Genomic DNA, 15,099 nt, shown 5'->3' on the forward strand with positions numbered 1-15,099 from the left:
CGGTAGGAACAACCTGAAAGGAAACATCAGTGACCAAGCTGCACTCCGTTCGAGTTTATAAGTCAGAAGAGAACCTGCCCCGCGAAGACCAGCTCGCCTATAAGCTGGCCAAGGTAGCCACCGACCCCGTTGAGGTGCTGCCCGAGGTCGAAGAGATGGTCATCAACCGCATCATCGACAACGCCTCGGTTGCTATCGCTTCACTCAACCGCGGCCCCATCATCTCAGCCCGCGACCAGGCTCTCACCCACGCCCCCTCCCCCAACGGCAAGGGTGCAGCCATCTTTGGTGTTTCAGCCAACACTAAGGTCTCCCCCGAATGGGCAGCCTGGGCCAACGGCGTGGCCGTCCGCGAGCTGGACTACCACGACACCTTCCTGGCCGCTGAGTACTCCCACCCCGGCGATAATATCCCCCCGATTCTGGCCGTAGCCCAGCATGTGGGCTCCACCGGCCGTGACCTCATTCGCGGTATTGCCACCGGCTACGAGGTCCAGGTTGACCTGGTCAAGGCCATCTGCCTGCACAAGCACAAGATTGACCACGTTGCCCACATCGGCCCGTCCGCTTCCGCCGGTATCGGAACCCTACTGGGTCTGGACACCGAAACCATCTTCCAGGCTATCGGCCAGGGCCTGCACACCACCACCGCCACCCGCCAGTCCCGCAAGGGTGAAATCTCCACCTGGAAGGCCCACGCCCCTGCCTTCGCCGGCAAGATGGCTGTTGAAGCAGTAGACCGCGCCATGCGCGGACAGACCTCCCCCGTGCCGATTTACGAGGGTGAGGACGGCGTCATTGCCTGGATGCTGGACGGCCCCGACGCCCACTACGAGGTTCCCCTGCCCGAGCCCGGCGAACCCAAGCGCGCTATCCTCGATACCTACACCAAGGAACACTCCGCCGAATACCAGGCCCAGGCCTGGATCGACCTGGCCCGCAAGCTGAACCGCGAGCACCCCGAATTCGCCAACCCCGAGAACATCGAGTCGATTGTTCTGCACACTTCCCACCACACCCACTACGTCATCGGCTCAGGTGCCAACGACCCCCAGAAGTACGACCCCACAGCCACCCGCGAGACCCTGGATCACTCCATCCCCTACATCTTCACGGTCATGCTGCAGGACGGCGAGTGGGACCACGTCGGCTCCTACGCCCCCGAACGTGCCCAGCGCGAAGACACCGTAGCCCTCTGGCACAAGGTCACCACCGCCGAGGACGCCGAATGGACCCGCCGCTACCACTCCAACGACCCCGCCGAAAAGGCCTTCGGTGGCCGCGTTGAAATCAAGCTGGCCAACGGTGAAACCTTCAGCGAAGAAATTGCCGTGGCCGACGCCCACCCGCTCGGCGCCCGTCCTTTCGCCCGCGAGGACTACATCGGCAAGTTCCGCAAGCTGGCCGAGGGCAAGGTCTCTGAAGAAGAGCAGAACCGCTTCATCGAGGCAGCCGAGAACCTGGCTAACCTGGGTGCAGGTGAGCTGGACGCCCTCAATATCACCGCCTCCATCGACCTTGAAACCGGCAAGAAGGGTATCTTCTAATGCTGTACGCTTCAAAAACCGCAGCCGAAAAGCGCAAAAACCTACGCGAGATGCTGGCCAGCGACCAGATTCGCCAGTTCCCCGGCACCTACACCCCTATCTCAGCCCGCCTGGTTGAAGAAAAAGGCTTTGACGGTATCTACATCTCGGGTGCAGTGCTGGCCAACGAGCTGGGATTTCCGGACGTCGGCCTCACCACCCTCTCCGAGGTAGCCCAGCGCGCAGGGCAGATTGCCCGCATTACCAATCTGCCCGCTATCGTGGACGCCGACACCGGTTTCGGTGAGCCCATGAACGTGGCCCGCACCATCCAGGAGTTCGAAGAATACGGCCTGGCAGGCTGCCACATCGAGGACCAGTTCAACCCCAAGCGCTGCGGCCACCTCGACAACAAGAACATGGTTGACCTTGAAACCGCGACCAAGCGAATCAAGGCAGCAGCCGAGGCCCGCCGGGACGAGAACTTCCTGATTATGGCCCGCACCGACCTGCGCGGCACTTCTTCCCTTGAGGAAACCATCAACCGTATCAAGGCTCTGGTCGATGCCGGCGCCGATGCGATTTTCCCCGAGGCCATGAAGAATCTCGACGAGTTCAAGGCTGTCTGCGACGCTGTGGACGTGCCGGTTCTTGCCAACATGACCGAGTTCGGCAAGAGCGAGCTTTACACCAAGGAACAGCTGGCTGAAGCGGGTATCTCAATGATTATCTACCCCGTCACCCTGCTGCGCTCCTCGCTGGGAGCCATGGAACGCGTCCTGGAAACCATCGAGCGTGATGGCACCCAGGAGGCCTACGTGGACCAGATGTTCACCCGCTCCCGCCTCTACGACCTGGTCGACTACGAGGCCTACAACCAATTCGACACCGGCATCTTCAACTTCGAGGTTCCCGGTAAGTTCGAAGCCTAAACGCACAAGGAGAAACAGACATGAGCGACAACGAGGTCAAAAAAGGTCTGGCCGGTGTAGTTGCTGACTATACCGCCATCTCAAAGGTCAACGCAGAAACCAACTCCCTGCTCTACCGGGGCTACCCGGTACAGGAACTGGCAACCGTCCCCTTTGAGAAGGTAGCCCTGCTGCTCTGGAACGGGGAGCTACCCACCGACGAAGAGCTGGCAGAGTTCACCGCTTTCGAGCGAGCCCACCGGGCTCTGCCCGACGCCCTCAAGGCAGTCATCGACGCCCTGCCCGCCGACTGCCACCCCATGGATGTCTGCCGCACAGCAACTTCCTTCCTGGGTGCAGCCGACCCCAAGAGCGAGGATCTCTCCCCCGAAACCGAGCTGCTCAAGGCCAAGGAACTGTTCGCGGTCATGCCGGCTGTCGTCTGCTACGACCAGCGTCGCCGCCGGGGCCAGAGCATCATCGCCCCGCGCGAAGACCTGGACTACTGCGACAACTTCCTCTACATGGCCTTCGGCGAAGTCCCGGCCCCCGAGGTCAAGACCGCTTTCAACGTCTCCATGGTCATGTACGCCGAGCACTCCTTCAATGCCTCGACCTTCACGGCCCGCGTCATCACCTCTTCTCTTTCTGACCTGCACTCAGCCGTCACCGGTGCTATCGGGGCTCTCAAGGGTCCCCTACACGGTGGAGCTAACGAGGCTGTGCAGCACACCTTCGATGAGATCGGGGTGATTGAGGGCGAGTCCCAGGCAGACGCCAAGGCCCGCGCTAAGGCCTGGATGGAAGCTGCCCTGGCTGAGAAGAAGAAGATTATGGGCTTTGGCCACCGGGTCTACAAGAACGGTGACTCCCGCGTCCCCACCATGCAAAAGTCTTTCTTTGACATGGTCGAATACTACGGCCGCCAGGACATCATCGGCCTCTACCAGGGTCTGGCTGAAGCAATGGACGAGGCCAAGGGAATCAAGCCCAACCTGGATTACCCGGCTGGCCCCACCTACCACCTGATGGGCTTTGATACCCCCACCTTCACCCCCATCTTCGTGGCTTCTCGCATCACCGGCTGGACTGCCCACATCCTGGAGCAGCGCGCAGCCAACTCCCTGATTCGCCCGCTCTCTGCCTACAACGGTGTGGATGAGCGCCACCTGAGCTAAAGCACAAGCCCCATAAGCTCACCTATAGGGCCGGCTGGTTCTGAGGTCAATCACCTCAGAACCAGCCGGCCTTTTGTGGTAGGTAAGTATCTTTAGCGGAGCTCTCTAGGCAGCTTTTCTAGCAGTCTCAACCAGATCTCTGAGGCCGTTGGATAGGCGGGTACCGCGTGCCGCAACACCTTTACGGGCAGTTGAGCAGTAACTGCGATAGTAGCTGCGTGCAGGAGTTCGGCGGCTTCCTCGCCCACAAAGACAGCGCCGAGCAGGACGCCGGTATCAGCGTCAACGGTCAGTTCTGCAAAACCCCGGTTGAGGTTCGATAACAGGGAGGCACCAGCAGCTTCATTCATAGCGGCGCGGCTAGTGACCACAGCATGACCCTGCCGGAGAGCTTTGGCGTGGGTAAGCCCCACCTGAGCTACCTGGGGTTGGCTAAAAATCACCTGCGGCACCGGGACTTCTTGCTTCGGGGTGTATTCTTCCTCGCTGGCCAGGGCAGCCCCTAGAACTCTGGCCCGATATTTGCCCTGGTGGGTCAGCATCACCTGACCGGCTGTATCCCCGATGAGGTATAGCCAGTCAGGCCCCTGCCCGGCTAGAGCTTCTTCTGAACTCAAGCCAATACTCTCTAAACCTACCGAGTCTAAAGTCGGGGTACGCCCGGTAGCCAGTAGCAGCTCTTCGCTCTCTAGCACCTGGCCATCGTCAAGGGTGAGCATCACCTGCCCACCGTGTACCCTCCCCAGCCCGGTAGGGCGGGGGCTCTCGCGCCGCGCGTCCGTAACTCTAGCACCCAGGTGCAGGGTTACCCCATAGTCGGCGAGAGCCGAAGCAATCAGATCGCTAAGCCCCTCGACCTCGGCCCCTAGTTGCCCCAGCAGATGCTGTCCGCGCACCAGCAGGGTCACGTCGCTTCCCAGGGCAGTCATCCAGGTGGCAGCTTCCACTGCCACCACCCCACCTCCCACAATGATGAGTCGTCGGGGAATCTCAACCACGCCGGTAGCGTCCCTGTTATCCCAGGCTTCAAGCCCCGTGTAGAGATCAGGTACCGCTGCGCGAGACCCGGTTGCCAGAACTACGGCTTTTCGCGCCCTCAGAGTTCGGTGTGCCCCATCTGCAGAGGTCACCCTGACGGTTTTCCTACCGACTAGCTCACCGTGACCGCGCACCACGGTTATACCGGCGGACTTTGCCCATCGCATTTGCCCTGTATCCCTGTACCGAGAAACCCAGGCATCGCGCCGTTTCAGCAGGTCATCTGCGTTCACAGTGGTTCCGGTGAGGCCGGGCAGGTGCTGGGCAATCTGAGCTACCTGCAAGGGCCGCAGCAGGGCCTTGGAAGGCATACAGGCGTAGTAGGAGCACTCCCCGCCCAGAAGTTCGTGCTCAATCAGGGCAACGTTCAGCCCGCCCTGGGTGGCGTAGTCGGCAAGGTTCTCTCCCACCGGGCCAGCGCCGATGACCAGCACATCGAAGGTAGTGGTATCTAAGCGGGTTTGGTCTGTCTGCGGGGTAGTATTCATCGTTGTCTCTCGTATATCTAGCGGGCGCGGGGGTGGCTAGCTGCAAAGACCTCGCGCAGGGTATCGGCGGTGACTTTGGTATAGACCTGGGTTGTTGTCACCGAAGCATGCCCCAGAAGTTCCTGCACCACGCGAATATCGGCCCCGCCTTCCAGCAGGTGGGTTGCGAAGGAGTGGCGCAGGGTGTGCGGTGAAATCTCGGCCTGAATTTTCGCGCGTTCAGCATGATTTTTGAGGATCAGGTAGGCCCCCTGCCGGGTGATACGCCCGCCTCTGGCGTTGAGAAAGAGGGCAGCACCTCCCCTACCCCGGGAGGCGAGCGCCGGGCGTCCGCGCACCAGGTAGTCGTCAATAGCTCGGGCAGCGTAGGAGCCGACCGGCACGACCCGTTCCTTGTTGCCTTTGCCGAAGAGCCTGACAATGGCAGGCAGCTGGCCGGCCTCATCTGAGTCTGGTCGGTCAATGACGATATCGTCGATGTCCACGGTGATAGCTTCACTGATGCGGGCTCCGGTGGAGTAGAGAAATTCCAGCAGGGCTCTGTCTCTTAGCCCGGCGGGGGTGGCCGGGTCGGGGCTTTCGAGCAGGCGGGTGATATCGGCCAGGGGCAGGGCCTTGGGCAGGCGGGCAGCAGGTGTGGGCGGGCGGACGGTTGCCGCCGGGTTGGTGGGGGTGGTGCCTTCCCGGTACCAGAAGGTATGAGCACCGCGGACCCCGCTGATGACGCGGGCAACGGATTTGGCGGCTAGAGCTGCGCCCCCGTCTTGTGCAGGGGCCGAGCAGTGGGCGGCAAAGTCTCGCACGTGTTTTTTGGTGACGGCTCGCGGGTCGATGACGCCCTGGTCTGCCAGGTAGGTGCGGTAGCGGGTCAGGTCGCGCCGGTAGGCTGCCTGGGTGTTGGCCGCCAGACCGCGTTCGATGCCCAGGTGGTTGAGGTAGGCATCGATGGCGCTTTCGAGTGGGGTAGCTGCCGCCGCTGCTCCTTCGGTCATTTAGAGCCCTTCGGCGGGGCGGATTTCTCCCCGGTAGTTGGCTTCGCGCAGAGCGGGGTGGGCGGTGAAGGGGGCGGACGCCGGGTAGAGGGTTTCGAAGTTACGGCGGGCAGCTGCGTCGGCGGCGAGGATCGCGTTGGTGGAGGCTGCGTTGTGGATTCGCCCTGCCAACACGGCGCGCACTGCCTCGTCGAGGGGCACCCAGCGCTGTACGATTTCTGCTTCTTCGTGGACTCGCTCTTCGCGGTCTTCGGCAGGAATTTCGCTGAGATCGCGGGCCAGGTAGATTCGGCAGGTCTCTCCCATGCCACCGGGTGAGTTGTAGAACTCCATGAGGGTATCCCACCGAGCGGCTTGGAAGTCGGTTTCTTCTGCCAGTTCGCGGGCAGCTGCATGCACGGGGTCTTCCCCGTCTATGTCGAGCAGGCCCGCTGGGATTTCCCAGAGGTTGGCGCGCACGGGGTGGCGGTACTGGTTGATGAGCAGTACCTCGTTCTTCTCGTTGAGAGCCAGGACGGCAACCGCCCCGGGATGCAACAGAAAATCTCGTTCGAAAGGCTCGGCGCCTTCATCCAGTGCTATCCCCTCGCGGATGACGTCCCAGACGTAGCCCTCAAATTTGGTGGTGCGGCTGGTGACATAGCGGGGGTTGGCGATATCGGCGATGGTTTCCTGGGATGCGGCGAGTGCCGGGGCATCGAGGCGGGGGGCGTCCCCCACCTCATACGAGAGATTCTGTTGCATACCTTAGAACAGTACTAGCCGTTCTTGCGGGCCTCAAGCGCCGCCTTAATCAGTCCGGCGAAGAGGGGGTGGGGGCGGGTGGGACGGGAGCGGTATTCGGGGTGGGCCTGGGTGGCGATGTAGTAGGGGTGCTCGCTCACGGGCAGCTCTACGAACTCCACCAGGGAGGAATCAGGAGAGGTACCGGAGATTACCAGGCCCGCTTCTTCCAGTTGCTGACGGTAGTCGTTGTTGACCTCGTAGCGGTGGCGGTGGCGCTCAGCTACCTCGGTTGCCCCGTAGACGCTTTCAGCCAGGGAACCGGCAGCCAGGGTCGCCGGGTAGAGGCCCAGGCGCATGGTACCACCCAGGTCACCTGCGCCGTCCACGAATGCCTTCTGCTCTTCGATGGTAGCGATCAGCGGTGAGGCGGTCTCGGGGTCGAACTCGGTGGATGAGGCGTCCTTGATACCAAGTACGTTGCGGGCGTATTCAAGCACCATGGACTGCAACCCTAAGCAGATACCCAGGGTAGGAATCTTGTGTTCGCGGGCGTGGCGCAGGGCGCCAATCTTGCCGTCGAGGCCGCGGATGCCGAAGCCACCGGGCACGAGAATGGCGTCCATGCCGCGCAGCTGGTGGGCGGCGTCCTCCTGGCTTGCGCAGAGGTCGGCGGCAACCCACTTGATGTTGACCTTGGCATCGTTAGCAAAACCGCCGGCGCGCAGGGCCTCGGTGACCGAGAGATAAGCGTCGGGTAGGTCGATGTACTTACCAACCAGGGCAACGTTGACCTCGGTTTTGGGGGTGTGGACGGCGCTCAGCAGCTTATCCCACTGGGTGAAGTCAACGGGGTTAGCCTCAATGCCCAGGTAGTCCAGGATGTAGGCGTCCAGGTTCTGGCTGTGCAGGGTCTTGGGGATGTCGTAGATGCTGGGGGCATCTGCGCAGGAGATGACGGCCTCGGGCTCAACGTCGCAGGCGTGGCCGATTTTGATCTTGTGGGATTCGGGTACTTCGCGTTCACAGCGCAGAATCAGGCCGTCGGGAATGATACCCAGGCCGCGCAGGGCAGCAACGGAGTGCTGGGTGGGCTTTGTTTTCAGTTCACCGGACGGCCCGATGAAGGATACCAGAGACACGTGCAGGAAGAAGACATTCCGGCGGCCTACATCGCGGCGGACCTGGCGGGCTGCTTCGAGGAAGGGCAGGGATTCGATGTCGCCCACGGTGCCACCGATTTCGGTGATGATGATGTCGGGGGCGTTCTCGCCTTCGGCAGGCAGGCGCATACGGCGCTTGATTTCATCGGTGATATGGGGAATGACCTGTACGGTATCGCCCAGATATTCGCCGCGGCGTTCCTTGGCGATCACGTGGGAGTAGACCTGGCCGGTGGTCACGTTCGCTGCCTGGGAGAGGTTCTCGTCGAGGAAGCGTTCATAGTGGCCGATGTCGAGGTCGGTTTCTGCCCCATCGTCGGTGACAAAAACTTCACCGTGCTGGAAGGGGTTCATAGTTCCGGGATCGACGTTGAGATAGGGGTCGAGCTTCTGCATGGTCACAGAAAGACCGCGAGAGCGAAGAAGCCGGCCAAGAGATGAGGCCGAGAGGCCCTTGCCGAGAGAGGATGCAACACCGCCGGTGACGAAGATCTGGCGGGTGACTTTACCGTTGTTTGATGCGTTTGTATCTACCACGGAATTTCAGCCTATCACCGTTTCTGTTTCGCGCGTGTAAACACTGTGGGGCAGGGCCCGGTGGGCGGACGTCTGCCCCGGCTTCTGCTGAGCAGGTAGGGCACCTGCCCGGGGCTAGATCTGCCCGGCGTCGGCCAGGAGTTCTCGGGCGTGTTCCTGGGCTGCTGCCGACTGGTCGTGGCCAGAGAGCATGCGGGCAAGCTCTACGACTCGTTCCTCGGGTGTGAGAACCTGCACACGAGAGAGGGAGCCGTCATCGTTTTTGCGCACCAGGATGTGCTGGTCGGCAAAGGCAGCTACCTGGGGCAGGTGGGTGACCACCAGTACCTGCACGTTCTTAGCGAGCATGGCCAGGCGGCGGCCAATTTCGATGGCGGCCTTGCCACCAACGCCGGAGTCCACCTCGTCAAAGATGAAGGTGGGCACGGGGTCTACCTCTGAGAGCACCACTTCGAGGGCCAGCATCACGCGGGAGAGTTCACCGCCCGAGGCGCCCTTGCCCAGAGGGCGGGGGACGGCCTGGGTGTGGGGAGCCAGCATGAAAGTCACCGCGTCCTTACCGTAGCGGTGGAACTTTTCGGTTTCTTCTACCTCAACCACCAGTGAGGCGTTCGGCATGGCCAGGGCTGAGAGTTCTTCGCTGACGGCCGCTGCCAGTTTGCGGGCTGCCTTGGTGCGCAGGTCGGTGAGCTCCGCAGCCTGCTCCCCCAGGGTCTCGCGCAGCTGACGCAGTTCGGCTTCCAGGGCCTCCTTGCGGGCCGGGTCGTCGGAGAGGGTTTCCAGGCGGGCCCGAGATTCTTCTGCCCAGGCCAGTACCTCTGCAATATCAGCCCCGTACTTGCGGGTCAGGCTCTTGAGCTGGGCCCGGCGGTGCTCGACCTCAGCAAGGCGTTCTGGCCCCTCGGTATCTAGTCCCGAAGTGTAGGCCGAGATTTCTTCGGCAATGTCGGTCACATGGATCAGTGCCTCGTTCAGCCGTCCAGCGAGAGCTGCCAGGTCGGCGTCCGCATCTGCTTCTGCGGCCAGGGCGGTACGGGCGGCATCGAGCAGCCCCAGCACGTTGGGCTCGTCCGCGTCCCCGTATTCGGTGCCCGACAGGGCAGCGGACGCCGTCGCCGCCGCCAGGCGCAAAGACTCAACGTTAGCCAGTTTTTGGCTTTCTGCCCGAAGTGCCTCATCTTCGCCCTCGGCAGGCTGCACCGAGTCAATTTCGGCCAGTGCCCCCTGCAGGGTCTGGGCTTCCAGGGCACGGGCACGGGTATTTTCGCGCACGTCTCGCAGTTCTCCGGCAGCCTGGCGGTAGCGTTCGTAGTTGACGGTGTAAGAGGCTAGGAGTTTTTCAAGCTTTTTCCCTGCGTAAGAGTCCAGAGCGTGGCGCTGTTCGACGGCGTCCTTGAGGCGCAGCTGGTCGGACTGACCGTGCACCGCCACCAGGGTATGGCCGATGTCGGCCAGAGTGCCGATAGGGGCAGAGATACCTCCCACGTGAGCGCGGGAGCGGCCCGCGGCGCTGACAGTTCGAGCAAGAAGTAGCTCGGCAGAACCCCCGTCGAGCTCCTCCACCGCTCCCCCGGCGTCCTCAGCCAGAGCCAGTGCCCGGTGGCCCCGTGGCAGGCGGATAACAGCCTCAGCCAGGGCGTTCTTGGCCCCGTTGCGCACGCTTGAAGCGTCAGAGCGGGCACCCAGCAGCATGCCCAGAGCCGTGACGACCATGGTTTTACCGGCACCGGTCTCGCCGGTCAGCACCGAGAAACCAGGTTCAAGAGGCAGGCGGGCATCGGTGATGACGCCTAGGTCGCGCAGGTGGATTTCTTCAATCACGAGGGAAAACTTTCTTGGCGGGGTTAGTCGTTGCGAATGACGGTCAGGGCGCTGGTCGCAGGCCCGGGGGTGTGGGGCCCCCGCCAGCCAGCGATGGGAAGCTCGAACTTCTTCACCAGGCGCTCGGAGAAGGGAGCCGGGTGCATACGTGCTAGTCGCACCGGCTTGGACGAACGAGTCACCTCTACGCGGGCCCCCGGAGGCAGGTCGCGGGTACGCCGTCCATCGCACCAGAGCACACCTTCTGCCCCGTTGGTGGAGATCAGCTCTACCGCCATCATCGAGGTCGGTGCGGTCACCAGGGGGCGGGCAAAAAGAGCGTGGGCCGAGAGGGGCACCATCAGCATAGCCTCAACGCTGGGCCAGACAATCGGGCCACCGCCAGAAAAGGCGTAGGCGGTTGATCCGGTCGGGGTTGCCAACACCACGCCGTCACAGCCAAAGGACGAGAGCGGGCGCCGGTCTACCTCAATGACCACCTCGATCATTTTTTCGCGGTTGCCCTTTTCAACGCTGGCCTCGTTAAGGGCCCAGGTTTCAAGAATTTTCTGGCTGCCGTCCCAGACCTTCACGTCGATCGCCATGCGCTCTTCGACCGTGTAGTCGCCCGAGACCACTCGCTCAACGGTTTCGGTTAGGTCGAATTCTTCGGCCTCTGCAAGAAACCCTACGTGGCCAAGGTTGACGCCGATGAGGGGTATCTGGGTGTGGCGAATCATCTCGGCAGCGCGCAGAATCGACCCGTCACCGCCCAGCACCATACCCAGCTCGATGTCTTTGAGCGCCACAGACTCGTGGGCCACCGCCACGGGCACGGGGTTCTCCCACTTTTCGGTCAGGGCTTCCAGGTCAGCGCGGTTCATCACGGGCACCAGGCCAGCCCGGTGCAGCTGCGTGCAGGTAGCACGAGCAGCGTTGCGGGCTTCAAGACGTCCGGTATGGGCGAAGACAAGAATATTGCGCTCCCCCGGCGTCTTGGTCTGCTGGGGTGTGAGGGCGGTGTCAGGTGTTTCGTTCACACTTTTAGGCTAGCTGACCGTAAACGGTTTTGCTGTTTTTCTAAGGCCCAACACACCGGATTTTTTCGAATATTTATTCGACTTTGGGTGCCCTATGAAGCGGGGGTCGCTTCGTCAGGCTTGCGGCACCAGAGGAAGAATTCTACGTTGCCGTCCTGCCCCGGCAGGGGGCTTTCCTGCTCCCCCAGCACGAGCAGGCCGGCGTCCTGCGCTGCCGCGCGGACGGACGCCACGGCGTCCGCTCTCACCTCGGGGTCGGTCACTACCCCGCCCTTGCCGATGCGGGCCGGGCCCACCTCAAACTGGGGTTTGACCATGAGCAGCAGGTCCCCGCCTGCGGCCGTTGCCCGGGCCAGCGGCTCAACGACCTTGGTTAGGGAGATAAAGCTCAGGTCTGAGACCGTAAGGGCAACCTGCCCGCCGATATCGTCGGGGCTCATGTGCCGCACGTTCAGGCCCTCATAAACGTCAACGGCCGGGTGGTTCCGGATCTGTTCGACCAGCTGGTCGTGCCCCACATCAACCGCCGCAACCCGGCTGGCACCCCGGCGCAAGAGCACATCGGTAAAGCCGCCGGTAGAGGCGCCTGCGTCCAGGCAGAATTTACCGGCAACGGTGATCTCGGGGAAGGCATCCAGCGCCCCGGCCAGCTTGTGCCCGGCACGGCTCACATACTCGGTCAGCTCGCTGCGGCGGACGCGGACGCGGTCCCCCTCCTTCAACTTTTGGGCTGGCTTCGTCACGGTACGGCCGTTCACGCTGATGTGCCCGCCCTCAACCATCTTGGCCGCCAGCGTGCGGGAGCGGGCAATCTTTGCCTGCACCATGTACTGGTCCAGTCGCATGTTCTTCCTTCCCGCTCCGCACTCGGCTCTAGCGGCTTGAATCTAGGTCTTCTTTGAGGGCGGACGCCAGCTGGCCCAGCCTCTCGATGCGTTCGGTGGCGTCCAGGGCCAGGGCAGCTGTCATCGCCGCCTCGAACTCGGGGTCAAGGGCCTCGGCTTCTTCAGTCGGTAGCCCCGAAACTGCCTTTTCTTCGAGACTCTGGGCGGTTTCGTCCGCGCCCTTAGCCACGGTGCACCTGGCTAGGGGCAAGCGAGGCGGACGCATCGGGGTGGGCAGCCCACCAGGCTGCGCAGGCCACACGCCAACTATCGATCTCGCTGCCCTCACCGGTGATGGTGAGTTCGGTGTCGGTTGCCTCAGCGGACCAGCCTGCGCCCCGGGCGCTCATACCGGTTGCTGTAGCCTGTATCTGGATCTGGGGGTAGTCCTCGAAGAAACCGGCGAGGTCTTCCAGAATATAGGTGGGACGCTCCACCGGAATAGCCGCCAGAATACTCTGGTAGGTCTCCACCCCGGTCATGACCACGGCCGTCGCCATCGCAGCCCGGTTGCCGCCCTGGATATCGGTATCCAGACGATCGCCCACCACCACAGGACGCTGAGAGTTCAGCTTCTGGGCGGCGGTGACGAAAATAGGTGACTCCGGCTTACCAGCTACCTGCGGGGTGCGCCCGGTAGCCGTCGCTACAGCCCCCACCAGGGTGCCGTTACCGGGGGCGATGCCACGTTCCTTCGGGATAGTGAAATCGGTGTTCGAGGCAACCCACAGCACCTTCTCATCGGCCAGGGTGTAGGCGGCTTCAGCGAGATCTTCCCACACAATCTTAGGGTTGAACCCCTGGGCCACTGCGACCGGCTCGTCAGCCTGGCTGGTGACGGGGGTTAGCCCGGCAGCCGCTACGCAATCGGCGAGAGCCTGTGCCCCGGTAATCAGCACCTTAGCCCCCGCAGGGAGCTGGGCTTTCAGCAGTTCAGCTGCAGCCTGGGCTGAGCTAATCACGTGGTCAGCATCGGTATTGACGCCGAGTTCCACCAGGTGATCAGCAACGGCCTGGACGCTGCGTGAGGCATTGTTGGTCACGAAGGCTACCGGTACCCCGGCGTCCTGTGCCCTATTCAGAGCCTCCGGGGCACCTTCAATAGCGAAGGGGCCCGCATACACTACACCGTCAAGGTCAGAGAGAATAGCGTCGTGGGCTGCCAGCAGCATTAGTCGCGGTCCTCCTCAGCAGCTTCAGCAGACAGCTCGAAGAGGGCTTCTTCCTCTGCCTGGTCTTCGCTCACTACGGTTTCAGTGGTCGTCAGGGTTTCGTCGACCTCAAAAAGAGCGCCGTCTTCGCTGGCTTCAGACTCTTCGGCGACTACTGCATCGGCAGCCTCAGTTTCGGCGGCTTCAGCAGCGTCTGCTTCCGCGTCTGCCTCTACAGTCTCAGCAGCCGGTGCCTGGGCTTCAGCAGCTTCAAGGTCAACGGAGGGTTCTTCGGGTTCAAGCAGGTCCTGCTCAGTGAAGATATCGAAGATTTCAGGTTCAACGAAGTCGCCCTGGCCTAGAGCGGCCTCAGTCATCAGGGCAAGACGGGCCCAGCGAGCTGCTTCCTTACTACGTCCGTCCTGCTCCAGCAGTTCAGCATAGGTATTGAAGAGGCGGGGTGAGTAGTCGAACCCACGCTTGGGGTTCAGCTCAGGAATCTCAAGGGCCTTCAGAGCCTTCTTCAGCTCGCCCTGGTCACTGTAGATACCGGAGACAACGATAGCGACCTCAGAGCGGACGGCCGCAGGTACCTCTTCGTTCTTCGCTTCTTCAGCCAGGGTCAGGGCCTTTTCGACACGCCCCAGGGCACGCTCGCAGTCTACGAGCAGCGCGAGGTGCTCGTTGGAGCCCGAAATACGGCGGTGGGTACGCAGTTCACGCAGGGCCAGTTCAAAGTCCTCTGCAGCGTAGGCTGCGATACCGACGACCTCGCGGACGACGCCGATTCGGCCTGCGCGCTTTGAGGCAGCAACAGCGTGTTCTAGGGCGAAGTCGGGGTCGATGTCGAGGTAACGGCCGACCATGACCAGGTGCTTGGCTACGGTGTCTGCGTTCTGGGCTTCTAGCTGGCGCAGGGCACGCAGGGTCCAGTTTTCGAGTTCCTTGCCGGTGACGTCGGTGTCGATCTCGGGTGCATTCTTTGACGGACGGTAGTCACCGCTGGGGTTCTTTGCCTCAGCAGTAAAGTTACGGTCTTTGCGCTCCACCTGGAAACCGCGCTTATTCTGGTCGCGGTCGAAGTCCTTGCGGGGGCCGTTACCCTTACGGTCGAAGGAGCGTTCGCCGCGGCCGTTACCGTTGTTTTTACGGTCGTCGAAGCGCTTGCCACCGCCGCGGTTCTTATCGAAGGGCTTCTTCTTGTCGCCGTAGGGGCGGTCGCCGTCGCGCTTGGTGTATCCGCTGTCGTTACGGTCGGAGCGGTCGCTGCGGTAGGGGCGTGAGGAGTTACGGTCGTTGTTCTTCTTGTAGCCACCGCGGTTTTTATCTGAGTGGTTACGTGAGTATTCAGCCAAGTGAGCTCCTCTATGGTGTTTGTGGTGGGGGTTGGGCTCTTTTCTGCCCTGTTTTTAATGCTAGGTTCTAGTCTATCTGGCTTGGGGTACCTTGCGTAGGGGCTGCCTGGTCTTACCGGTGCGTTTTCAGGCACACAGCTTCACGCTTGGCCGTCGCTTTAAAACAAAAAGGGCTCGGAGCGATAGCTCCGAGCCATAAACAAAAAGAGCCTGAGCTTTATAGCTCAGGCTCTTCCTGTATCCCAATATAAAAACCGGCGGTGACCTACTCTCCCACACCGTCACCAGTGCAGTACCATCGGCGCAAAGAGCC

General features: G+C 62.1%; 13 protein-coding genes. 3 read left to right on the plus strand and 10 right to left on the minus strand.

The window, feature by feature from the left end:
• Window positions 1-29: 29 nt before the first annotated feature.
• From ACFP6B_RS02760 to ACFP6B_RS02770, 3 genes are read left to right on the plus strand one after another with little or no spacing between them, the layout of a single operon-like run.
• The gene (locus ACFP6B_RS02760; RefSeq protein ID WP_377126514.1) at window positions 30-1,547 is read left to right on the plus strand and encodes an MmgE/PrpD family protein; all 1,518 of its coding nucleotides are present in this window, start codon (window positions 30-32) and stop codon (window positions 1,545-1,547) included.
• Entirely contained in the window at window positions 1,547-2,458 is a 912-nt protein-coding gene (gene prpB, locus ACFP6B_RS02765) for a methylisocitrate lyase (RefSeq protein ID WP_237195213.1), read from the plus strand. Before ACFP6B_RS02760 ends, prpB begins: the two co-directional genes overlap by 1 nt.
• Window positions 2,459-2,478: 20 nt before the next feature.
• Complete coding sequence (locus ACFP6B_RS02770; RefSeq protein WP_377126517.1) at window positions 2,479-3,615, plus strand: bifunctional 2-methylcitrate synthase/citrate synthase; 1,137 nt, start codon at window positions 2,479-2,481, stop codon at window positions 3,613-3,615.
• A 92-nt stretch (window positions 3,616-3,707) separates the two neighbouring features.
• On the opposite strand, the gene ACFP6B_RS02775 is transcribed toward ACFP6B_RS02770, so the two are convergent.
• The 10 genes from ACFP6B_RS02775 to ACFP6B_RS02820 form a co-directional block, all read right to left on the minus strand.
• Window positions 3,708-5,141, minus strand: coding sequence for a dihydrolipoyl dehydrogenase family protein (locus ACFP6B_RS02775; protein ID WP_377126520.1), 1,434 nt, complete (start codon window positions 5,139-5,141; stop codon window positions 3,708-3,710).
• A gap of 17 nt (window positions 5,142-5,158) precedes the next feature.
• A complete protein-coding gene (locus tag ACFP6B_RS02780) occupies window positions 5,159-6,133 on the minus strand; it encodes a site-specific tyrosine recombinase XerD (RefSeq protein ID WP_377126523.1) in 975 nt (324 codons plus the stop codon).
• The gene (locus ACFP6B_RS02785; protein ID WP_377126526.1) at window positions 6,134-6,877 is read right to left on the minus strand and encodes an NUDIX domain-containing protein; all 744 of its coding nucleotides are present in this window, start codon (window positions 6,875-6,877) and stop codon (window positions 6,134-6,136) included. It lies immediately after the preceding gene.
• Window positions 6,878-6,891: 14 nt separating this feature from the next.
• Window positions 6,892-8,556: a CTP synthase gene (locus tag ACFP6B_RS02790; protein ID WP_377126529.1), complete on the minus strand. Its 1,665-nt coding sequence runs from the start codon at window positions 8,554-8,556 to the stop codon at window positions 6,892-6,894.
• A 114-nt stretch (window positions 8,557-8,670) separates the two neighbouring features.
• Window positions 8,671-10,377: a DNA repair protein RecN gene (recN, locus tag ACFP6B_RS02795; protein WP_377126532.1), complete on the minus strand. Its 1,707-nt coding sequence runs from the start codon at window positions 10,375-10,377 to the stop codon at window positions 8,671-8,673.
• Between the two features lie 23 nt (window positions 10,378-10,400).
• Complete coding sequence (locus ACFP6B_RS02800) at window positions 10,401-11,396, minus strand: NAD kinase (protein WP_237185555.1); 996 nt, start codon at window positions 11,394-11,396, stop codon at window positions 10,401-10,403.
• 92 nt (window positions 11,397-11,488) lie between these two features.
• The gene (locus ACFP6B_RS02805) at window positions 11,489-12,241 is read right to left on the minus strand and encodes a TlyA family RNA methyltransferase (protein ID WP_377126536.1); all 753 of its coding nucleotides are present in this window, start codon (window positions 12,239-12,241) and stop codon (window positions 11,489-11,491) included.
• Window positions 12,242-12,269: 28 nt separating this feature from the next.
• On the minus strand, window positions 12,270-12,470 hold the full coding sequence (locus ACFP6B_RS02810; protein WP_377126538.1) for a hypothetical protein: 201 nt from the start codon (window positions 12,468-12,470) through the stop codon (window positions 12,270-12,272).
• Window positions 12,463-13,452: an HAD-IIA family hydrolase gene (locus ACFP6B_RS02815; RefSeq protein ID WP_377126540.1), complete on the minus strand. Its 990-nt coding sequence runs from the start codon at window positions 13,450-13,452 to the stop codon at window positions 12,463-12,465. The genes ACFP6B_RS02810 and ACFP6B_RS02815 overlap by 8 nt, the downstream gene beginning before the upstream one ends.
• On the minus strand, window positions 13,452-14,786 hold the full coding sequence (locus tag ACFP6B_RS02820) for a tetratricopeptide repeat protein (RefSeq protein ID WP_377126542.1): 1,335 nt from the start codon (window positions 14,784-14,786) through the stop codon (window positions 13,452-13,454). Before ACFP6B_RS02820 ends, ACFP6B_RS02815 begins: the two co-directional genes overlap by 1 nt.
• Between the last annotated feature and the right edge of the window lie 313 nt (window positions 14,787-15,099).

Source organism: Rothia nasimurium (assembly GCF_042660305.1).
In the GTDB taxonomy this organism is placed as follows: Bacteria; Actinomycetota; Actinomycetes; order Actinomycetales; family Micrococcaceae; genus Rothia; species Rothia nasimurium.